Genomic DNA, 22,072 nt, shown 5'->3' with positions numbered 1-22,072 from the left:
TATATTCTACTAAAAGACTTCTATTTATTTCCTTATTCATGTAAAATTATTCCTATGTTTTACTTTTTAATACAGAAAGGAATTACTATGAAATCATTAATCAAAACGACATGTACAGCATTATTATTTACAGGAATATTAACAGGATGTAATAGCAATACTACACCAAAACAAGAAAAGAGCGCTCTCGAAAAGAATGCAATGCACTATGGAGAAATAGTTAAAAACGAATACTATAGAGCAACAGTTGAAAATGCAAAATTTGAAAAAATAGACAAAGAGTGGCGCCTTACTACTCGTGTTATGATTAATAATGTTCGAGACGATGGACAAACTATTGATCTTTCGAAAATAAAATATTTCATACAAGATGAAAAAACTGGTCAGAAATATGAAGGTGAAGCTCATCCGATAGATGACGAGCACTATAAAAATGTTCCACACAAATTTTCTTTAACTACTGACGTTGTATTTGAAATGAAAACTTCTCCTAAAGACTTAAATAACATGTATTTGTATATTGATAGTAAAGTTGCTCCATTAACAAATACATATTGGAAGCTTGGGAATCTAGCATCAAAATAAAAAAACAGTCTTTATTGACTGTTTTTTTATTGTTGAACTTGTAAATACCATCTAAAGGAATTCTCTTTATTATTAGTTAATATACATGTAACTTAATCATTTTTTCTCAAGGAATACATCTGCTGCCCAAATCGTCACTTCTCTAAATGGACAGTCAAATAAAACACCTAGTTCAAAACCATCTTCAGTAAGAGCTATTTCATGATATAGCCACCAAGCACTTTCAAAGTTTTCAGGCATAGAACTCTTGGTTACTCCTATAAAAGTTACTTCAAGTTTATCAAATTCACTAAAAGTACCACTGCAATCTAATACGATAGACAAAGTATCTTCTGATTTTCTCTTTACTACTTTAATCACACTATCATGTAGTGACATCTCATGTAGCTGAGCGACATGAGACGGAAGTTTTTTCTTAATGGAATTAAAATGTTTTAAGTATGATTGATCTAATTGTGCCATTCTTGCCTCATAATCTGCTGTCCACTCTAACAAAAGTTTCTTTAATTCATTAGGTAGATATACTGAATCAAACATGTTGTTATGAATGTATGGATGTAGTGTTTCAGGAAGATAGTGTAATAAATCTTCTTTCCTTTCTTCTACTTCGTCTTTCAAACTTTGTATATAATCGGGATCTATGTCTTTCCATTCTTCTATTGACTCTATGAAATGCACAAATCCTGAAATTTGCATTTCTTTATACCAATCTTTTGTGAAATATTTCAATTACATCTCTCCTAAAACATTTTATCATCCAAGAAAAGCAATGTATCCGCTTATTATATCATTCCAATAATCATTTTTTCTAAAAAAAAAATGTAAAAATGTAAATATTCCGCCTATTTTTTCTAAAATTTCAGAATATTTACAAAAATAAGAAATTAGAATACATTTTAGTTGTACAAGATTCACCTGTACAAAAATCTAAACAAAAAGGGATGGTTATATGTTGAAGAAATTAGTAGCAGGAACATTAGTAGCGGGTTTTGCATTAACTGGCGGACTAGGCGTAGCAAGTGCTGAAGAAAAAGGTAACACAATTAAGTCATTTGATTATTTAAAAGTGGATGAACAGAATGTTACTTCATTTGCAAAATTAAGTGATCAGGATAAGAAAGACATCCAAATTACTATGGTATTACCAGAGCAAAATGAAAATGGAGATTGGCTAGCTTATGGTTTTACTAGTAGAGAAACATTGGATGCTTATATTGAAAAGGATAAAAAAGTACTTAAAAATAAAATTAATCCTTTAGGTAGTGGTGCTGGTAGTACTGATTTTTATGAACATAAAGATAAAGGTGGCCAATATATTTACTGGAGTAGCGGCTTTAAAAACTTACCATCTAGCTGGAACGACAGAATTTCTTCTGTAAGTACAGCGTCACCTTCTGCAAGTTATTCAACGACACTTTGGGAGCATACTTCTACACAAGGATATGGAAAAGGTGTTTTATTTAAACACGCTGATTGGTATGGTAAAACTGCTAATTTAGCTGCTGATTGGAACGATATAACTTCAGCTATTGAAATTAAATAGTAAAAATTCAAACCACTATTCTCTCATTCATTTAGAGAATAGTGGTTTATTATATTTTCATTTAAACATGTACAGCATGTCCTATCGCCTGCAATAAAGCTTCATGAATTGCCTCAGATAAAGTTGGATGTGCTGCAATATAACCTCTCATAATATCAGCGGTAACTTCTGTATGAATCATTACGGTGCCTTGACCAATTAGTTCAGTTGCACGAGGACCGATAATAGAAATCCCTACAATTTCTTGATATTTAGGTTCCACAATGACTTTTACTTTCCCCATTTGTTCTCCTAAAATAAGAGCTTTTCCATTCGCTGTAAAAGGAAATTCTCCGATAATAATATCACCATATTGTTCTCTTGCACCTTTTTCACTTAAACCGACGCTAGCTATTTCTGGAGCTGTGTATATACAACGAGGCACAGCACGATAGTTTACTTTCACATCTTCTCCGCTCGCATGTAATGCCGCTGTCGTTCCTTCATGAAAGGCTACGTGAGCAAGCTGTATTCCTCCAATAATATCACCGGCTGCGTAAATATGTGATACGTTCGTTTGCATATGCTCATTTACAGTAATCCCTTTATTTGAAAATTGAACTCCTGCTTTTTCTAATCCTAAATCTTGTACACGAGGTTTTCTACCAACAGAAACGAGAACAAATTCTGGAGTTACTTCGTGCATACTTCCTTCGTATTCAAACGAAGCCTGTTTCTTATAATTGTTTAATCCTTTTAAAGCTGCTCCTGTGAAAATTTCTACACCATCTTTTTCTAGTTTCTCTCTTAAAATGCTTGCGATATCTTCATCCTCACCAGGTAGTAATTGCGGTGCCATTTCAACAATCATTACTTTCGTTCCAAGACGACTATATATACTGGCAAATTCGCAACCTATTACGCCACCGCCAACAATAAGTAATGAAGCTGGTATGTTTTCAAGAGACATCGCATGACTACTATTTAAAATCCATTTCCCGTCGAATGGAGCAAAAGGTAATTCAGTAGGTTCTGAACCTGCCGCTATAATGAATTGTTCAACATCCACTATCGCTTCCTTATTCCTCTGCGTAACTCGTAGACGATGATCCGTTTCAAATTTCCCTTTCCCCTTTATAACTTTAATTTTATTTTTCTTCATTAAATATTGTATTCCTTGTACGAGCTGCACAACAATTTGTGATTTTCTCGTCTGTATTTGATTCCAATCAATTGATATACTTTGTTTGTCTACTAGTACACCAAAACGTTGAGCATGATAAACAATATTGTATACATCAGCACTTTCTAACAAAGATTTCGTAGGCATGCACCCGACATTTAAACAAGTTCCACCAAGATCAGCTTCATCAATAAGAGTAACATCTTTCCCAGTTTGAGCTGCGGTAATTGCCGCCACATATCCAGCAGGTCCGCCTCCAATAACCACTAATTTATTCATTCTCTCACCTTCTCTTTATAAAAGAATTGTTACAGGTTGTTCTAAGTATTGTTTAATTGTGCGTAAAAATGCAGCTGCTGGTGCACCATCTAATACACGATGATCGAATGTTAAACTTAAAGGTAACATACTACCTTTTTTTATTTTCTTTCCTTTATATACTGGAACATGTTCAATTGCACCTACACCTAAAATACCAGTTTCAGGTGTATTTAATACTGGCGTAAAATATTCGATACCAAAGCTTCCTAAATTACTAATTGTAAATGTCGTTCCTTGCATATTATCACTATTTAAACTACCTGCTCGTGCCTTTTGTGCCACATTTTTAATCTCTTTAGATAACTCTACTAAAGATAGATTATTTGCAAAGCGAATAGCCGGAACGACTAAGCCGTTTTCTAACGCTACTGCCATACCTAAATGAACATGTTCAAATTGATGGATTGCATCATCTATATAAGCGCTGTTCATTTCCTTATGCTCCTGAAGCGCTAATACAACAGCACGAGCAACCAAATCAGTAATGGTTAGTTTGTTATCGTACCGTTTTTGTACAACTTCCGCTATTTCTTTATGTAAAGCAACTAAATCCGTAACATCTACTTTCATCGTTAATGTCAATTGTGCGCTATTTTGGAGGCTTACTTGCATACGATTTGCAATTGTTTTCCGCATACCGGTAATAGGAATTACTTTACTTTCTTCTTTTACAAACATTTCTGGGATAGCAACTTTTTCTTCAAGTACTTTTAATACATCTGCCTTTGTAATTCTCCCACCAGGACCTGTTCCTATTAATGTGGAAATTTCAAGATTTTCAACTGTTGCCATTTTCTTTGCTACAGGAGATATTTTTATTCTTTGTTTCTTTGATCTTTCTTCCGCGTACGGTTCAGGATGTTGTACATTTTGAGGTTCTACTTTCGGTATTGATTCTTCTGTAGCATTTACGGTTTCATTTACCGATACCTGTTCATTTGGTTTTCCGATGTAACATATTACAGTACCAGGTGGAACTCCTTCATCTTCACTTACAGTTATATCCAGTACCGTTCCATCAGCGGGTGCTTCTATTTCTGTTTCGATTTTTTCAGAATTAATACTAGCAATTAATTCACCTTTTGCTACATTATCACCAGCTTTAATATTCCAACTCGTAATAATACCTTCTTTCATCGCCATTCCTAATTTCGGCATTACAACTTCTACAGCCATATTTCTCTCTCCCTTCTCATCGTTTCATTACACATTCAATAAAGAACGGTCCCCAATCATTTCTGATACAGTTTCAATTACTTTCTCTGGCGTTGGTAAATATAGTTTTTCAAGTGGTGGTGAGAACGGAACTGGTGTATGTGGTGCTGTAATTCGTTTAATAGGTGCATCTAATAAATCGAACCCTTTATCCGCTACAATTGCTGCAATGTCTGTTGCGATACTACATCTTGGGTTTGCTTCATCAATAACGATAAGACGATTTGTTTTTTCAACAGATGCTAAAATTGTATCTTCGTCAAGCGGTGATAAAGAGCGTGGATCAATAACTTCTACCTCAAGTCCTTTTTTCGATAATTGCTCCGCAGCCGCAAGCGCAGTATGAACTTGCTTCCCAATTGCGACAATCGTTATATGAGAGCCTTCCCGTTTAATATCTGCTTTTCCTAAAGGGATTGTATAATATCCTTCTGGCACTTCACCTTTCATATTGTAAAGTGTTTTATCTTCAAAGAAGATTACTGGATCATCATCTTCAATTGCCGCTAATAATAAGCCTTTTGCATCATACGGGGTGGACGGAACGATAACTTTAATACCTGGAATGCTCGTAAATAACGCGTATAAACTTTGAGAATGCTGAGCTGCTGCGCTAAATCCAGCACCATGCATCGTTCGAATTGTAACTGGTACTTTTGCTTTTCCACCAAACATGTAACGGAATTTTGCACCTTGGTTTAAAACTTGATCAAGACAACTACCGATAAAATCATTAAACATTAATTCAGCGATCGGACGTAATCCCGTTGCCGCCGCTGCCATCGCAGCTCCCATATAACCAGCTTCAGAAATTGGTGTATCTAAAATACGATTTCGGCCAAATTCTTGTACAAGCCCTTTCGTAACGCCAAGAACACCGCCCCACGCTTCATCATCTTGTAAATGATCAACTTGTGCACCACCCGCAACGTCTTCACCTATTAAAATTACATTTTCATCACGGTGCATTGATATTTTCATCGCTTCATTGATAGCAGTTGACATACTTACTGTTCTAGTCATTATTTTTCACCCTCCTCTTATTTGTAAGAAACGTATACATCTTTTAATAATTCTTCATCCTCTGGATATGGACTATTTTCACTAAAATCAATTGATCGTTGCACTGCTTCGTCTACTGCTTTTTCCATATCAACAAGTTCAGATTCCGTTAATAAACCTTCATGAATTAAATGCTTACGGAAATTCACAATCGCATCTTTTTCATTTAAATGTTCTTCTTTTTCTTCTGAGGTTTTATACGTTTGTGCTTCCCCTTCGAAATGGCCGTAATTACGATATGTCATACATTCAATTAAAGTTGGGCCACCGCCATTACGTGCACGTTCAACAGCCTCTTCCGCTGCTTTATATACCGCTAGTAAATCTTTTCCATCTACTTGAACTCCCGGAATGTTATATGCTTTTGCACGATCAGCAATAGAATCACAACTTGAAGCATATTCAAATGTAGTTGCTTCACCGTAACCATTATTTTCAGCGATAAAAATAACTGGTAACTTCCAAATCGCCGCTAAATTAACCCCTTCATGGAATGTTCCTTCATTATTTGCTCCGTCACCGAAGAAGCAAACACTTACATCTTTCGTTCCTTTATATTTAGCTGTTAATGCTGAACCGCAAGCAAGTGGGAAACCCCCGCCTACAATGCCATTCGCACCAAGCATTCCTTTATCTAAATCGGCAATATGCATGGAACCGCCTTTACCTTTACATAATCCTGTCGCTTTCCCGAAAAGTTCAGCCATCATACCATTTAAATCACAACCTTTTGCAATACAATGTCCGTGACCTCTATGTGTACTTGTAATACTGTCACTATCCGTTAAGTGGGCACATACACCAACTGCTACCGCTTCTTCTCCAGCATATAAATGAACGAAACCTGGTAAAACACCTTGCGCGAACAATTCATGTACCTTATCTTCAAATTTACGAATCTCTAACATTTTTTCATACATCCAGCGAGCTTGTTCTTTCGTAATTTCATTCCCTTTACTTTCAGTTGTTTTTAACATGTCCAGCCCTCCTATTTTCTTGTTCATCTATTATATTGCAAGAAGCGTGCCAAATTCTAACCTTGATTTAATAGACTTTCTCTTCTTTTTAAAAATAAAAAAGTGGACAAAGCGAGACAGCTGTCTCGTTTTGTCCACTTTTGTTCACCTTACTAGAGAATCATTCGCTTATTCACTATCAAAACTTTTTTGTAGTTTCCGGATGTAAATAATTTGACCAATATGATACGCATTATGAGTAGTTACATTACCTAGCACTTCCCACCACTTCGCGGATACAGGAAATCCAACTACATCACTTTCAACCTTGTCTTCATTAATGAGATTTTGCCATTGTAACAATTTCTCTAATAATTTTTCCCTTAACTCTTCGAATGTTTGATTATCTGATAGCATAAAGCTTTTGTTATTGTCACCAATAGCGGGTACCGCATTAACATTTGATTCTTTATACCTAGTTTGCCACGTTGAGTTCCAATACAGTAAATGTTGTACAATTTCTGCTATACTATTACTCTCTTCATTCGGTTTCCAGAAAGCTTCTCTCTCTGATAAATCCTTCACTGCATCTGAAAATGGCATATACCAACTAGGATCATTCGCATTTGCTAACAACTGATCTGCTAATACGTCTTTCACATGGACCATTTTTTTTCCCTCATTTCATTGGCTTATATAATACTTACTTCTCTATATACGCTGAGTCTACACAATTCCCTTTTTAAATCATTCCAATACATATATAAATGAAAAAACTAAAGCACTTTATCATATAATCTTATTAAAACAACATGTATCATTAATAGATTTTATTCCTATAACTCGTTATGATAAAAGAAAAAGAAAGCGAGCGACCAATGAATAAAAAAATCGCGGTTATTACAGGAGCATCAAGTGGATTCGGACTATTAACGACACTTGAACTAGCAAAAAAAGACTATATTGTCATTGCTACAATGCGAAACCTTGAAAAACAAGTAAACTTACTATCTCAAGCTACTAAACTAAACTTACAACAAAACATAAAAATTCAACAATTAGATGTAACAAATCAAAACTCTATACATAACTTCCAAGTGTTTTTAAAAGAAATTAATAGAGTAGACCTCCTTATAAACAATGCAGGATATGCAAATGGAGGATTTGTAGAAGAAATTCTAGTAGAGGAATATCGTAAACAATTTGAAACGAATCTTTTTGGCGCTATATCAATCACTCAGCTTGTTTTACCATATATGAGAGAACAAAAAAGTGGAAAAATCATTAATATAAGCAGCATTAGCGGCCAAGTTGGATTCCCTGGTTTATCTCCTTATGTATCTTCAAAATATGCATTAGAAGGCTGGAGTGAATCCCTTCGCTTAGAAGTAAAACCTTTCGGAATTGATGTTGCTTTACTTGAACCAGGTTCTTATAACACAAACATATGGGAGGTTGGTAAACAACTAGCTGAAAACCAATCTGGTACAACATCTCCTTACAAAGAATATATGGATAAAATACAAAAACATATTAATAGCGGTAGTGATACATTTGGTAATCCGATAGATGTTGCTAATAAAATCGTTGAAATTGCTGAAGCAAAGCGTACTAATTTACGATATCCAATTGGAAAAGGTGTAAAATTTATGATTTTTGCGAAGAAGATTCTTCCTTGGAGATTGTGGGAATTTCTTGTTTTGAGGAGTTTTAGGAAGATGTAAATAAAAAGAGTAGCTATCAAGATAAATAATGGTAGCTACCCTTATTAAATATTCATCATTAAAAACCCAAACGATATCAATATGTAGAAAGAGGATCAAAATAAAACAACATTGAAACCATAAAAACAAATGCAAAGAATCCAATTATAGAAAGAATATATTCCTTTGTCTCTCTGTTATACTTCCATTCCATCCATACGCGTAATAAGGAAATTGCTCCAAAATAAATAAGTACAACAATTCCTATATTAGCATTTTCTGCTTTGAACAGATAAATAAAACTTAATATAAGATATACGATAAAAAGACCTATTTCTAATTTTACATGTAAACTATTTACATGCTTATATATCCAAACATTGCCCTTTGGCATATTTAATTTTCTTCTTAAAAACTTTTCTAAAAAATATCCTCCAATTATCATACTAATAACTATAATCCAAATAGTAGAGTTGCCCATTGCATTCCCTCCTATTAAATTAATTATATTTTTAATAAAGTAGACTATATAATTTTTCCATGTTTCGATAATGTTTTCATTTTCTTTATGCTTAAGTAGTAGTTTTATCAAGACATGTTTTATGTATTGTACAACAACAATCTATTTCTCATCCTTTTTGTTTCAGGATGTTTAACTTTTTTCTTGCTATTCTTTCATAATCGAATATGGATAGTACCTATAAAATTAATAGAGCCATTTTTATAATTGACGGACCCCCCTCCTTTTATTTTCTCCGGCTGATCACTCGGATACGTAGCATTCTTTTTATTTTCAACATCCCAACTAATAATTGTTGCACTATCTCGCCCCAATTGATGATGCACGTGTTCTAAAACATTGTGAACATTTTCTTTAAGCTCTATCTTATTTTCATTCATATCGTTATACAGATTTAATGGCGTTTCATAACGACGTTCCCCACATTCTAATACCCCATCTGTCACCATTACAATTCGATTGTTGCCAGTACGTAATTCACGAATTCCTGATGAATAGCAAGGTACAGGTAATTCAAATGTATTTACATTGCCAATCCATTCGTAAAAATGACGTTGATTTAGTGCGTATTGCCCTAATTTATGTAATTCATCATGAAATACATAAACGAGACAGTCTCCAATAGATAGCCACCATATATAGTTTTCTTTTCTTACACATAGTAAAAAAGCTGTTTCACCTTTAACTCTTTTGCACTTTTCTTTAAATGAGGAGGATTGAAAAATTGTAAGTATATGATTTGCAACTGATTGAAAAACTGTTTCAATTCGTTCATTCATCATTATTTTTATATTTTCATATTCTTTTTCGATTGTATGTATAACTAAATCAACACTTTCTGCGCTATTATGCCCGTCTAAAATAGCTGCAAATTCCCAATCATCATTTGACCAAACTAACGCACCGTCTTCATTCTTTTTTGCTCCGGCACTTATATTCCCACCGTATTTACCAAGTACAATGTCATCATATTGCTTAACTGAGATTTCCCCTAAACACATTTCCGTATTTCCAACCCATGAATATTGGTTATTATTTGTTGTATGCATACTCATTTACCATATACTTTCGTATTCTTTCACATAGTTTTTTAATTTCTTCAGAACCTCCATATGGTGCACCAGTCCAATTTGCTACTTCAGTAGGCGACCAAAATTCTCTTGGTGTATCCGGATAACGGGGAATAATATGCATATGTAAATGCGGTACACCATTACCCGAAACAAACGTGTAAATATGTTCTGCACCTTCGTTTTCTGTTAGCGCTTTACTTATTCTACTTGTTATAAGTCCAAATGCTTTCGCCTCATCTTCATTTAATTCAGCAAGACCAGGTACATGTCTTTTTATATCAATCATTACGTAACCGAGATATGTTTCTTCTGTATCCCAATGGACATGTCCAACGTATATAAGATCGTCTTCATAAATAGCGTCACCTGGAACTATAATGTTTCCTTTATGTTTTTCACAAATGAAGCAGTTTTGTTCTGCTGGATTGTATATTGACATATCCATCACCATCCTTTTTATATATAATATCATAAAAAAAGGAAAAAACAGGTTTTTTATTCCGAAAATTCAATCTTTTTAATTAGGAATTTTTACATTATTTCATTTTAATAATTTGCACCTCATTCCTTCTTCAAAACCGCAATCCCCATTCCAATTACAATCCCAATCGCAATTCCAATTACTACATTATCAGTAAATAAGCCAGGTACTACGCCGATTACAACGCCTATAGCGACACCAATTGTCATTGCATTATTTCTTTTTTTATTATTAGCCAAAATAGCATCTCCTCTCATCATTTCTCCCAATATAATATTTACATGAATGTTGCTATTTCCTAATATATTTTCTATCCCACTTGAAAATTTCCAAAAAATGTACTTTATTACTTTTCCATTCCCCCTATTTAATCCTCTTTATATGAAAGAATTTTCAAGTCACCATTACATCTACATAGGCATTTACTATAAGAAAGATCAGTTATTCATTGAAGGAGGAACGATTCAAATGTATCCTCATTGGAATCCAAATATAAATCAACAATATGCTTACTCCCCCCATCCCGTAAGAAATACACTGCATCACGATTCTCAATATATGATGCAGCGCATCGCAAGTCTTGAAAGCCAATTAGCGAAATTAATCTCATTAATCGAAGAAAATAATCAATTAATAAAATCAATGGAACAAGAAAAAAATCAAGTTTGTGCACCAGCTGGCGGTTCTGTTATTGTTCGTATGTAATCTTTTCGAACAAAAAACACACTTTGTATAATAAAGTGTGTTTTTTTTTGTTATTTTCTTTTTTGGTGAAATCCTTGTGTAATGCGGTCTAATATAATCGCGATGACAACAATGGCTAGTCCCGCTTCAAATCCCATTCCGATATTAACTTGTGTTACAGAACGGTACACATCTACTCCTAGTCCTGGTGCTCCTACAAGTGACGCTGTTACAACCATCGATAACGAAAGCATAATACTTTGATTCACTCCGGCCATGATCGTCCCAGTTGCGAGTGGTAATTGTACTTTAAATAGTTTTTGTGATGCTGTGGATCCAAATGCATTCGCTGCTTCAATTAAATCTTCCGGAACTTGTCTAATTCCTAAGTCTGTAAATCTGATTGTTGGTGGCATCGCAAAGATTACTGATGCAATTATGCCAGGTACTACACCTACTCCGAAAAATGTAATCGCTGGTATGAGATATACGAATGCGGGCATTGTTTGCATAAAATCTAATGTTGGTTTTAAAAACTTTGAGAAACGCTCATTTTGAGATGCTAAAATACCGATTGGAATTCCGACAATAATCGAAATAATAACAGACGTAAGTACGAGCGCTAATGTTTGCATCGTTTGTGCCCAATAGTTAATATTTAAAATAAATAACAATCCGATGAGTGTAAAAATAACTAAAGATAATTTTCTCGTTGTGTACCAAATGAGGAAACATAGTATAATAATCATCAATATAGCTGGTATTATTGTTAAAAAATTAGTGAGTAAATCAACGAATCCACCGATAATATAAGAGAATCCTCGGAACAAGCCTTCAAAGTTCTCATATAAACTTGCAACAAACGAGTCGACCCATTCCCCTAATGGAATACGCGGTATACTATTCATCGTCTTTCACCTCTTCCTCAATGTTACCTGCAAGAGCTTGAATGACACTTTCACGTTTAATAATTCCTCTTAACCTTTTCTTCTCATCAATAACGGGTAACGGATATTTCATCTCTGCCATTTTTGCATACGTCTCTTCAAGTAAAGTATCTAAATAAACGTGCGGAATATCGTTAAGTAATAAATCAGCAATCGGCCACTGTTTTTGTACTGCTTTACTTGCATCATCTGCGGTTAATATACCTAAAAACTCATACTTTTTGTTTACAACATATACTGTAGAAACGCCCGCATTTCTCATAATTTGCAGTGCCACACGAGGTCCACGGTCAATTAATAAAGTCTCCGGTCGTTTTAATATAGACTCCGCCGTAATTACTTTTCCTAAATTCACATCCGCAACAAATTTCTCTACAAATTCATTAGCAGGGCTCATCATAATTTCTTCAGGCGTTCCAATTTGAACAATTTCTCCATCTTTCATTAATGCAATACGATCTCCAATTCGAAGTGCTTCATCTAAATCATGAGTAATAAATATTATTGTTTTCTCCATTTTATCTTGTAGCTCTAACAATTCATCTTGCATTTCTTTTCGAATAAGCGGATCTAATGCACTAAATGATTCATCCATAAGTAAAACATCCGGATCATTCGTAAGCGCTCTCGCAATACCAACTCGCTGTTGCATCCCACCACTAAGTTGACTTGGATAATTGTCTTTATGATGATCGAGTCCCACTAACTTAAGTGACTCTAACGCTTTTTTCTCTCGTTCTTCTACTGGAACTCCTTGTATTTCTAATCCGTATGCAACATTTTGTAAAACAGTACGATGCGGAAATAGAGCAAACTTCTGAAACACCATACTCATTTTCGTTCTTCTTACTCTTCGTAATTCCTCTTTCCCCATAGTTGCGATGTCTTCACCATCTATGTAAATATGACCTGCGGTTGGCTTAATTAATTGATTTAGCATGCGTACTAACGTTGATTTCCCGCTACCCGACAGCCCCATAATAACGAATATTTCTCCAGAGAATACTTCAAACGTTGCCTTTTTCACACCAACATTCATTCCGGTCTCTTTTAAAATTTCGGATTTGCTTTTTCCTTCTTTTAATAAGGAAAGGGCTCTTTGCGGGTGTTTCCCAAATACTTTTGTTACGTTTTCAACACGCACCTTTGTATTATCCATGTCACTACTCCTTTTCTACCCATCTATTTACATAGTGTTGCGATTTTACAAAGAAATATTACATAAAAATGACATTCATAAGATTTCTTTAAAATTCTCGTTTCCGTTCATAATAAGAATGCTTACTTATACATTTAATTAAAAAGGCAAACGTTTCTTAGGAGGTTTTCAATGAGAAAGAAAATATGGCTTATATGCCTTGCATTATTTATTACTATGATTTTCACCTCATGTAATGCAACAAATGCAAATTCGAAAGGAAAAATTAAACTTGGTGTAACAAGTTGGAAAGAAAATATTGCAACTGCAAACATGTGGAAAGTGTTATTAGAACAAAAAGGCTACAAAGTTGAACTCATGTATTTAGAAAAAGCGGCAATTTGGACTGGTGTCGCTCGTGGTGATGTTGATGCAAATTTAGAAGTATGGCTGCCTGTTACGGATAAACCATTAAATGATCGATATAAAAATGACATTGTCTTAAAATCAAAATGGTATGAAGGTACAGGGCTTGGCCTTGTCGTTCCTTCTTATTTGAAAAACATAAACAGTATCGAGGATTTAAATGCACATAAAGATGAACTAGATAACAAAATCGTCGGAATCGAACCTGGCAGCAGCCTAATGAATTTAACAAATAAGGCGATGAAAGAATATGATATTAAACTAAAACTTGTCCAATCTTCAGAAGCTGCGATGATGAGTGAATTAAAAAAGGCATATACGAAAAAGAAACCAATCGCTGTTACGCTTTGGAATCCTCATTGGGGTTTTTCAGAATTTGATTTAAAATATTTAAAAGACCCTAAGAAAGTATATGGTGAAAAAGATGACATTTATTACTCCGTTCGTAAAGGTTTCGAAAAAGATCATCCGGATATTGTGAAATACTTTGATAAATGGAAAATGAACGATGAGCAACTTGGTACATTAATGGTCATGTTAAATAAAACGAAAGATCCAGAAGAAGCAGCACGAAAATGGATTGAAAAGAATCAATCGTTAGTTGATGAATGGATAAAAGATTAATAAAACAGGCTAGAGAATTCGCATATTCTCTAGCCTGTTTTATCTTATTTTTTCGTAACAACATCATCTACAATCCCATATTCCTTCGCTTCTTCTGCAGTCATAAAATAATCTCTTTCTGTATCATGTGCTACCCTTTCAATCGGTTGCCCTGTTTTTTCTGCAATCATTTTATTAATATCATGCTTTAGCTTTAAAATTCTTTTTGCTGTTATTTCGATTTCAGTTGCCTGCCCTTGCGCACCACCAAGCGGTTGATGAATCATAATTTCACTGTTAGGCAATGCAAATCGTTTTCCTTTTGCACCTGATAAGAGTAACAACGCACCAAATGATGCTGCAAATCCCATACAAAGTGTTTGCACGTCTGGTTTAATTAAGTTCATTGTATCTAATATTGCAAAACCTGCTGTCGTTGATCCGCCTGGGCTATTAATGTATAAATATATATCTTTCTCTGCATCTTCCGCTTCTAGAAATAATAATTGAGCTACAACACTACTCGCTACTTGATCGTTAATTTCTGAACCGATAATAATAATTCGGTCTTTTAATAACCTTGAATATATATCATAGGAACGTTCTCCTAATTTCGTTTGCTCTACTACATATGGAATTGCATTCATTTTAAATCCCTCCAATAATTGTTATGCCGCACAAAGCATACAACTGTAGGAAGAAGGGTTTTTCGCACTGAATAATAAGACAGGTTGTTTAGTTGGTAACTTCGTAAAATCTATTGTTGGAAGAAGCTTAGTTAACAATTCCGGCCTTTCTTCACGAATAGACGTTACAACAATATCAATATCTTCTGTGAATTCAACGATTTCTAGCCCTTCTTCACTTACAGTTTTCAGCCTATTTCTACTCCGAAATAAAGAAGCTTTCACTGCTCCTTCCGATACAGAACATACTTTAGCGATATCAGCGATACTATATTGAAAAACATCCTTTAATAATAAAATTGTGGATTGTTGTACATTTAATGAAGATAATACTTTCCCTACCATTTCATGCAAATCTGCAATTTTTTCATGTGGTTCTTCGAAAGTAATTTGTTCCCTTATTTTTTCATGAACTGATTTTGACTTTATCTGGTCTAACCAACGATTTCTAGCTATTTTATATACAAGTGTCATGCAAATATCTTTATTACTATATTTTTGAAGAACTTTACAAACTGTTTCTTGGGCGAGATCTTCCCCATCCCATCTGTTTTTCGTTAAAAACGTACAATACCTTTTTAACTCTGCATAATTTTCAATCAAAAAATTTATATTTGAATGATTCATATCGATATGTTTCTTAAACAATTGCGTTACTTTTGTGCACAAAATAACCACTCCTTTTCAGCGCTTACTTAATAAACGATTGATGAAACAAAAAAGTTACGGGACTTAAAAAAAAATAATGTTTATATTCAATAATTCGCGGTCATAAATATGTTATGTACAATTTTACGTGAGGAGGAACAAATTTGCCAAAATTAACAATTGAAGGTGCTGGCACTTTTGATGTGAAAGAAGGAACAAAGTTAGTATTAGCAATTGAAGATAACGGTGTAAACATTCTTCATCGTTGTGGTGGAAATGCACGTTGCACAACTTGCAGAGTAGAAATTATAGCGGGTGATTTCTGTGAAGCGAGTGCGAATGAAAAAAATGCGATGACAGAAAAAGGGATTGAAGATCATTTACGATTATCTTGTCAAATGCGTGTACATAAAGATATAGTCGTTCGTCCGGTACTTACAGTTGAAAATTCAGGATTAGCTACCGGTCCACGCCCAGCGGAGTAAAATGATGAATTTAAAACAACTTGTTGGCGAATATGCTGCTAACTTTGTAAAAGATGGAATGAACATTGGACTAGGCACAGGATCTACCGTATATTGGACGATACAAAAATTAGGTCAACTTGTACAAGACGGGCTATACTTTCAAGCTGTACCAACATCAAAGGAAACTGAAGCTTTAGCAAAGCAACTAAACATCCCGCTGATTTTTTTAAATAACGTACAAAGTCTTGATCTTACAATTGATGGAGCGGATGAAATTGATTCCGATTTACAGCTTATAAAAGGCGGCGGTGGCGCATTACTTCGTGAGAAAATTGTTGCCTCCTCCTCTAAAGAACTCATTATTATTGCTGATGAATCAAAACTTGTGGCTCGTTTAGGTAATTTCCCATTGCCTGTTGAAATTATCCCTTTTTCATGGAAACAAACCGAAAGTAAAATTCAATCTTTAGGGTGTCAAACAACGTTACGTATAAAAAATAATGGAACCTTTATTACCGATAATAATAACATGATTATCGATTGTATATTTCCTAATCATATATCTAATCCTGCTAATTTACACGAACAATTAAAAATGATTACTGGTGTAGTTGATTCAGGATTGTTTATAAATATGACAAAGAAAGCGATTATCGGTACTAAAAACGGGATAAAGGAACTATAATGAAAGCTGACTTTTTAAAGTCGGCTTTTTATTATTTTCTTCTTCTCTTTATAGGTATTTATTATGATATACTATGAAAACAAAAGCTGATTACACTAGAAAGGACTGAACAATTTGCAATCCAAACTCATAACAGAACTTACAGATTTAGAAACTGCCTTTCACATTCGAAAAGAAGTATTTATAAAAGAACAAGGTGTCCCTCTTGAAGATGAATTCGATACATTTGATGAAATTGGTGAAGAATGTAAACATATTTTAGTTTATTATAATGAACTTCCTGTAGGTACAGGTCGTATACGATTTGTTGATGGTGCCGGAAAATTAGAACGCATTTGTATTTTAAAAGATTATCGTACATACGGATTAGGTAAAGTAATTATTCAAACGTTAGAAGAAATTGCCCGTAGTAAAAAAGCTACAAAAGTGAAACTACACGGGCAAACACAAGCTGAAGGATTTTATAAAAAATTAAACTATCAAACTTCTTCCAATGTATTTATGGAAGATGGCATTCCACATATACTTATGACGAAAGTATTATCATAATAGAAAGGTTACTATATGAATTTACATGAAGTATTCTTATAGTAACCTTTTTTGTATCTTATTCGTTTTGAATTATTTTTGGTGGATATTCTAATATCATATCTATAAACCTTCAATTTGCTGGCAGTATAATGTTCCTACCGCTTTCGAGTTATTAAAACCAACGACCCGCAAGATGAAATTCTTGTACAAAAAATTTAATCCCCATGTATTGAGAGTCATACATTCATGTACCTAATAGTGACTTCTATATAAAATTAAAAATTGATACTATTACACCTACCCCTGTATTGCTGGCCAATTTCAAAATTTTTCAAGAGGACTATTTATATAGTTTTTATAATATATAACCTTTACAATTATTTAGATTGCATGATTTGGAATGCGGTATGCTATATTTTTTTCTTTAATGGTATTTGAACCCTCTGAATAAAGATCTATATCCCGTCAATATTCTCCTGTTTTCTCTTTAAAAACCTACCAAGTAGTTTGCTAATTCGGCTAGCTGCTTTTTTTCTATATAAAATTAAAAATTATCCGTAATAGTAACACTTCTGCACTTTGTACTATAAATTTTCATATATTGTATTATGCTTGTCCAAAACGTGAGATTATTACTTACGTTATCTAAATGAAAGAAAGGAGTGAAAATATGCTCTCATCTAGTCGTAAATTCACGCACTTTAATTGTGGTGCACAAGCCCCTAGTACACTACCTGCCCTTGGTTTTGCTTTCAATGCTACTTCACCTCAATTTGCAACATTATTCACCCCACTACTATTACCTAGTACAGGGCCAAATCCTAATATTACCGTTCCCGTAATAAATGATACAATTAGTATTGGAACTGGTATTAGAATTCAAATAGCTGGTATATATCAAATTAGTTATACACTAACAATTAGCCTTGATAATGTTCCCGTAGCACCGGAAGCAGCACGATTTTTCTTGACACTAAACTCATCAACTAATATTATTGCAGGATCTGGAACCGCAGTCCGTTCTAATATTTTTGGCACTGGTGAAGTTGATGTATCCAGTGGTGTCATTCTCATTAACTTAAACCCTGGTGATTTAATTCAAATTGTACCCGTTGAAGTAATTGGTACTGTAGACATTCGTTCGGCAGCGTTAACGGTTGCACAAATTCGGTAATAAAAACGCAATGTGAGCCGAAATATATTATTATAGATTCGACACACATTTATATTAAATAAGCATATTTTATTGTATGGTGACTATTTAGTCATACAAATTTAAAGCTTTCATAGGAGCACACTTTAATGTGTGCTTTATTTTTACTTAAAAACTAAAACATTCTCAAATTATATACATATCAAATAGCGTTTTCAATTATTTACGATAGCGGATGTTAACCTTTTGTACAAGCACTTTTTCCTTTTGTTTAATAATATATATTGATATCTCAAAGAAAGGAGAGTAACATAAGTATGGCAAATTATTTTTATAAAGATGGTAAAAAATATTATAAAAAACAATCACATTCGGACGATCAAAAAAATAACTGTTTTATTGAAACCCATACAATTGCTGGTTCTGCAGAAAATGCAAATGGAAATATACCTGTATCTGTTTTCCTTGAAACCACTGCTCCACAAACTGTATTCGAGGATTTTACAAACAATCATAATAAAACATTAATTCAGTTATTCGTCGTCGGCATGAGTGCACCCGTTCAAGTAACTATTCTCACAAGAAAATCTAGCCGCCCAATTACTACAACATTACAACCTGTTCAAACAAAAATATTTCAAGTTGAAGATTTTCAAAGTCTTACTCTTACAAAACAGGAAGGTTCTACTAGTATAGTTAGTTTATTTGTCCAAAAAACATTTTGTATTTGCTGTAACGAGAATAACGATTCATGTGATGAATATTATCAAGATTGCAATTAATAGATTCACTCACCAGAAGAACCCCTTTTATAAAGGGTTCTTTTTTTCACTCACCACATTTTTAAAAACATTTTAGAATCATACTCAACGATTTTTCTATACATTTCTCATTTCTCCTTTTTTATTATATTAACGCTTTTGTTTAATTACGGGACTTATCATCATTTAATGGAGGAAAGTAAAATTTATAAAAAAGACGACGCTGAATACGTCGTCTTTTTTATAAGCAGAAAAGTGAATTCTCAAGCTTCCTTTTTTTGCATCAAAGCCCATTATCTTTTATTTCATTTTGAGGTAAAACTTACACTGCTCTCCATAAGGATAAAGCATAAATCCAGTTTGGATCCCCATTTCCTTGATGATTTTGTACGGCTTCATACACTTTTCCTTCGTATAGGACTCTATCACCCTTTTTATACGCTTTCTTTGCATCCCACTCTCCATATGAAACGCTTTCAGTTTTTGTAGTAATTGTGAATATATCACTTTGTACGGATTCATTTCCAGCTACATCAACAGCTTTCACTACATATTTATAAGTCTTATTAGCGAGTAAATTATTATCCATATAAGAAGTCGTATTAGATGTTGCGATTTTTTTCATTGTTCCTTCTATTTCTCTATAAATATCGTAATGGTCTACACCAACATTATCGTCAGATGGACTCCACATTAGGTCCACACTTGACGCTGTCGTTCCCATACTATGTAATCCTTTTGGTTGTGTTGGTGCTTCTGTATCAGGAGCCTCAACTGTTGTTTTTGCTGTAAGCGCTGTACTTTCTTTCGATACATTGCCAGCTGCGTCAATTGCTTTTACAGTATAAGAGTATTCTGTACTTGGTTGTAATTTCTTATCAATAAAATGAGTGCCTGGTACGGTGTCAATCATCTCTCCGTTACGGAAGATTTGATACCCTTTTACTCCTACATTATCCGTAGAAGTGTTCCATGTTAGTTCTATACTATTCGCTGTTACTTTTTGTGTCTGAATTCCATTTGGAATACTTGGCGCTTCTGTGTCTGGTTTCACATTATTGATGAGATTTACATCAATTACATTATAGAACGCATTTGCTGTATCAGCTACATCCCATACAGCTAAAATCACATGGTAGCCACTACGATCCGTAGGTACATTGATTTTGTGTGCTACATTATTTGAAGCTGCGGAACCATCATGTTGTACAGTTCCAATTGGCTCAAAGTCTGCTCTTGTTAGTGCTTTATTTGGATTCCAGCCTATTTTAGTAATGTAGTAGTGCCATTTGCTTGTTAAATGTGGCGCTGTAAACTTCCAAGTAAACGTATTTTCTCCGCCAGTGATTGTATTTTTAAACCAACGATCCGCTGTTTGTTGATCCAAAATACCACCAAATTTTCCGCCTGCAGAAGCGATTTGTCCATCAACTGGACCAGCTTGCGGGAATCCTTTTGGTGCTTCTAAGCTTTGTGGTTCATACATAACACTTCCGCAGTTTACATTTAGTGCACCATAAGTTGGACTACATAAAGCGGAACGGCTGCCAGGCTTTTCAACAAAACCATGCGCGTAAGCATTTTGAGGAATAAGTGTCGTGCCGATAATTCCCGCTGTTAATGCAACAGCTCCTAGACTTTTTTTGTTCATTTTCATGTTCTGTAGATGTTTTAAAATTCGATTATTCATGTTCATGTCCCCTTCTTGTTATACTTCGTAGTGTAATGTGGGCTTTGATGTAAAAGAATAACACGAGACAATATTGTAGTGATGTATGCATAAGTTATGCATACACCGTAGTAAAGAAATATTTCATTCCATTTGATATATTTCACTTACTGAATATATCATGACATAGAAATTACCTAAACACGTGCAGAAGTTGTGCAGAAACAGTGAAATTATTACTAACACATAAAACTACATCTTAAAATTATAAAGTAAAAGTTCGCAATAGCAATTATAAATCTTGTAAAAAAAGGCCATATAAAAGCATTTTGTATAAGCGGATGGATTGCACCAAGTCTTCTCGAAATATTTCTTAATCAACTTGATATGCATAGTAATGTGAGATTAAATTTTTTGAAACACCCTTCCATTTCCATATTCAATATATATCTCTATTGGGTACGTGAAATTACTTATGTATTGCGAATAATCCTTAATGTTTCAAAATAGTCTCATAAAACTTGTCATACTCTTCATAGTATTGGATTTTTAATTTTTCTATTAAACTTGTATCTGGTGAAATAATGTCAATTACGTCTGTACTTATATACAGCAAATAAGTATCGTTATAAAAAGAAATATACGCTTGCTGACCACCACTAACGACATACTTGCAATATTTATATACTTCATCTTCATTGACACCTTTAATCGTAGTAAATATGATTGTACTTTCAAGATCATCAACGTCTACTTGCGTTTCGGTCCAATTTTTAATCTTCATGAACCTTCCAATTTTTGTTTTCTCATTTACTCTCTTACTTTTACCATATGTTATATAACCGGAAGTAAATGAAACGTCAATTGTATCGGGGCTTTTAAAAAGTTCAGTCAGTAGTCCTCTTAATTTTCTCAAATTCCCCTCAAATAATTCTATATCGAATCTAATTCTATTTTTTGCCTCCACTTGAAAAAATGGTGTAGCTGTCATATCTTCAAAATTCACATTTAATACCTTCATTCTTTCCATATAATTAATTCCTCGCTTCATAT

General features: G+C 33.9%; 26 protein-coding genes. 10 read left to right on the top strand and 16 right to left on the bottom strand.

Translation table 11 applies throughout. The annotated features are described in order from the left end of the window. Positions 1–87: 87 nt before the first annotated feature. The gene (locus A6J74_RS02900; RefSeq protein WP_000838463.1) at positions 88–585 is read left to right on the top strand and encodes a hypothetical protein; all 498 of its coding nucleotides are present in this window, start codon (positions 88–90) and stop codon (positions 583–585) included. A 96-nt stretch (positions 586–681) separates the two neighbouring features. On the opposite strand, the gene A6J74_RS02895 is transcribed toward A6J74_RS02900, so the two are convergent. Continuing rightward, entirely contained in the window at positions 682–1,314 is a 633-nt protein-coding gene (locus A6J74_RS02895) for a DUF4085 family protein (RefSeq protein ID WP_000873424.1), read from the bottom strand. A gap of 220 nt (positions 1,315–1,534) precedes the next feature. Between A6J74_RS02895 and A6J74_RS02890 the strand changes: the two genes are divergently transcribed. Further along, the gene (locus A6J74_RS02890) at positions 1,535–2,128 is read left to right on the top strand and encodes a hypothetical protein (RefSeq protein ID WP_000914451.1); all 594 of its coding nucleotides are present in this window, start codon (positions 1,535–1,537) and stop codon (positions 2,126–2,128) included. A gap of 61 nt (positions 2,129–2,189) precedes the next feature. Here the strand turns inward: A6J74_RS02890 and lpdA are convergent, their stop codons facing one another. The 5 genes from lpdA to A6J74_RS02865 form a co-directional block, all read right to left on the bottom strand. Then, a complete protein-coding gene (gene lpdA / locus A6J74_RS02885; protein ID WP_001038361.1) occupies positions 2,190–3,569 on the bottom strand; it encodes a dihydrolipoyl dehydrogenase in 1,380 nt (459 codons plus the stop codon). 15 nt (positions 3,570–3,584) lie between these two features. Further along, entirely contained in the window at positions 3,585–4,787 is a 1,203-nt protein-coding gene (locus A6J74_RS02880; protein WP_000257790.1) for a dihydrolipoamide acetyltransferase family protein, read from the bottom strand. 27 nt (positions 4,788–4,814) lie between these two features. Beyond that, positions 4,815–5,849, bottom strand: a complete 1,035-nt coding sequence (gene acoB, locus A6J74_RS02875; RefSeq protein ID WP_000198878.1) for an acetoin:2,6-dichlorophenolindophenol oxidoreductase subunit beta — start codon at positions 5,847–5,849, stop codon at positions 4,815–4,817. A gap of 17 nt (positions 5,850–5,866) precedes the next feature. Further along, a complete protein-coding gene (gene acoA / locus A6J74_RS02870) occupies positions 5,867–6,865 on the bottom strand; it encodes an acetoin:2,6-dichlorophenolindophenol oxidoreductase subunit alpha (protein WP_000921287.1) in 999 nt (332 codons plus the stop codon). 168 nt (positions 6,866–7,033) lie between these two features. Continuing rightward, positions 7,034–7,513, bottom strand: coding sequence for a DinB family protein (locus A6J74_RS02865; protein ID WP_000233795.1), 480 nt, complete (start codon positions 7,511–7,513; stop codon positions 7,034–7,036). 209 nt (positions 7,514–7,722) lie between these two features. On the opposite strand from A6J74_RS02865, the gene A6J74_RS02860 reads away from it, so the two are divergent. After that, positions 7,723–8,568: an oxidoreductase gene (locus A6J74_RS02860; protein WP_001034822.1), complete on the top strand. Its 846-nt coding sequence runs from the start codon at positions 7,723–7,725 to the stop codon at positions 8,566–8,568. Between the two features lie 76 nt (positions 8,569–8,644). On the opposite strand, the gene A6J74_RS02855 is transcribed toward A6J74_RS02860, so the two are convergent. From A6J74_RS02855 to A6J74_RS02840, 4 genes are all read right to left on the bottom strand, one after another. After that, positions 8,645–9,028, bottom strand: coding sequence for a DUF4181 domain-containing protein (locus A6J74_RS02855; RefSeq protein ID WP_000528453.1), 384 nt, complete (start codon positions 9,026–9,028; stop codon positions 8,645–8,647). 194 nt (positions 9,029–9,222) lie between these two features. Further along, on the bottom strand, positions 9,223–10,122 hold the full coding sequence (locus A6J74_RS02850; protein ID WP_002155698.1) for a PP2C family serine/threonine-protein phosphatase: 900 nt from the start codon (positions 10,120–10,122) through the stop codon (positions 9,223–9,225). Further along, on the bottom strand, positions 10,100–10,585 hold the full coding sequence (locus A6J74_RS02845) for an HIT family protein (protein ID WP_002093704.1): 486 nt from the start codon (positions 10,583–10,585) through the stop codon (positions 10,100–10,102). The genes A6J74_RS02850 and A6J74_RS02845 overlap by 23 nt, the downstream gene beginning before the upstream one ends. A gap of 116 nt (positions 10,586–10,701) precedes the next feature. Next, positions 10,702–10,878: a glycine zipper domain-containing protein gene (locus A6J74_RS02840; protein WP_001213777.1), complete on the bottom strand. Its 177-nt coding sequence runs from the start codon at positions 10,876–10,878 to the stop codon at positions 10,702–10,704. 211 nt (positions 10,879–11,089) lie between these two features. Here A6J74_RS02840 and A6J74_RS29705 point away from each other — a divergent pair, with 211 nt between their 5' ends. Continuing rightward, entirely contained in the window at positions 11,090–11,326 is a 237-nt protein-coding gene (locus A6J74_RS29705; RefSeq protein WP_000283217.1) for a hypothetical protein, read from the top strand. A gap of 50 nt (positions 11,327–11,376) precedes the next feature. Here A6J74_RS29705 and A6J74_RS02830 read toward each other — a convergent pair whose 3' ends face one another. Continuing rightward, on the bottom strand, positions 11,377–12,213 hold the full coding sequence (locus tag A6J74_RS02830) for an ABC transporter permease (RefSeq protein ID WP_001084772.1): 837 nt from the start codon (positions 12,211–12,213) through the stop codon (positions 11,377–11,379). Then, positions 12,206–13,411 carry a quaternary amine ABC transporter ATP-binding protein gene (locus A6J74_RS02825; protein ID WP_000370604.1) on the bottom strand — a complete coding sequence of 402 codons (1,206 nt, stop codon included), beginning with the start codon at positions 13,409–13,411 and terminating at the stop codon, positions 12,206–12,208. The genes A6J74_RS02830 and A6J74_RS02825 overlap by 8 nt, the downstream gene beginning before the upstream one ends. A gap of 171 nt (positions 13,412–13,582) precedes the next feature. Here A6J74_RS02825 and A6J74_RS02820 point away from each other — a divergent pair, with 171 nt between their 5' ends. After that, the gene (locus A6J74_RS02820; protein WP_001227651.1) at positions 13,583–14,440 is read left to right on the top strand and encodes a glycine betaine ABC transporter substrate-binding protein; all 858 of its coding nucleotides are present in this window, start codon (positions 13,583–13,585) and stop codon (positions 14,438–14,440) included. Positions 14,441–14,484: 44 nt separating this feature from the next. Here the strand turns inward: A6J74_RS02820 and clpP are convergent, their stop codons facing one another. Both clpP and A6J74_RS02810 read right to left on the bottom strand, forming a co-directional pair. Next, complete coding sequence (gene clpP / locus A6J74_RS02815; protein WP_000991620.1) at positions 14,485–15,066, bottom strand: ATP-dependent Clp endopeptidase proteolytic subunit ClpP; 582 nt, start codon at positions 15,064–15,066, stop codon at positions 14,485–14,487. Positions 15,067–15,087: 21 nt separating this feature from the next. After that, positions 15,088–15,774: an RNA polymerase subunit sigma-70 gene (locus A6J74_RS02810; protein WP_000337530.1), complete on the bottom strand. Its 687-nt coding sequence runs from the start codon at positions 15,772–15,774 to the stop codon at positions 15,088–15,090. A 143-nt stretch (positions 15,775–15,917) separates the two neighbouring features. Between A6J74_RS02810 and A6J74_RS02805 the strand changes: the two genes are divergently transcribed. The 5 genes from A6J74_RS02805 (at position 15,918) to A6J74_RS02785 (ending at position 19,371) form a co-directional block, all read left to right on the top strand. Beyond that, positions 15,918–16,238: a 2Fe-2S iron-sulfur cluster-binding protein gene (locus tag A6J74_RS02805; RefSeq protein WP_001125384.1), complete on the top strand. Its 321-nt coding sequence runs from the start codon at positions 15,918–15,920 to the stop codon at positions 16,236–16,238. A 4-nt stretch (positions 16,239–16,242) separates the two neighbouring features. Continuing rightward, on the top strand, positions 16,243–16,905 hold the full coding sequence (gene rpiA, locus A6J74_RS02800; RefSeq protein WP_080609287.1) for a ribose 5-phosphate isomerase A: 663 nt from the start codon (positions 16,243–16,245) through the stop codon (positions 16,903–16,905). Positions 16,906–17,019: 114 nt separating this feature from the next. Further along, positions 17,020–17,454: a GNAT family N-acetyltransferase gene (locus A6J74_RS02795; protein ID WP_001190873.1), complete on the top strand. Its 435-nt coding sequence runs from the start codon at positions 17,020–17,022 to the stop codon at positions 17,452–17,454. A 652-nt stretch (positions 17,455–18,106) separates the two neighbouring features. Next, entirely contained in the window at positions 18,107–18,610 is a 504-nt protein-coding gene (gene exsF / locus A6J74_RS02790; protein ID WP_000953228.1) for an exosporium protein ExsF, read from the top strand. Positions 18,611–18,906: 296 nt separating this feature from the next. Next, positions 18,907–19,371, top strand: a complete 465-nt coding sequence (locus tag A6J74_RS02785) for a hypothetical protein (protein ID WP_000024959.1) — start codon at positions 18,907–18,909, stop codon at positions 19,369–19,371. A 301-nt stretch (positions 19,372–19,672) separates the two neighbouring features. On the opposite strand, the gene A6J74_RS02780 is transcribed toward A6J74_RS02785, so the two are convergent. Both A6J74_RS02780 and A6J74_RS02775 read right to left on the bottom strand, forming a co-directional pair. Next, positions 19,673–21,040 (bottom strand): lytic polysaccharide monooxygenase, encoded by a 1,368-nt coding sequence (locus A6J74_RS02780; protein WP_001065212.1) that lies wholly within the window; start codon positions 21,038–21,040, stop codon positions 19,673–19,675. Positions 21,041–21,512: 472 nt separating this feature from the next. Continuing rightward, positions 21,513–22,049: a hypothetical protein gene (locus A6J74_RS02775; RefSeq protein WP_000440724.1), complete on the bottom strand. Its 537-nt coding sequence runs from the start codon at positions 22,047–22,049 to the stop codon at positions 21,513–21,515. Positions 22,050–22,072: the final 23 nt, after the last annotated feature.

This window comes from Bacillus sp. FDAARGOS_235, from assembly GCF_002073415.2.
Taxonomy (GTDB): Bacteria; Bacillota; Bacilli; order Bacillales; family Bacillaceae_G; genus Bacillus_A; species Bacillus_A toyonensis.
The sequence above is the reverse complement of the archived record's forward strand: the minus strand, read 5'-3'. Positions and strand labels throughout refer to the sequence as shown.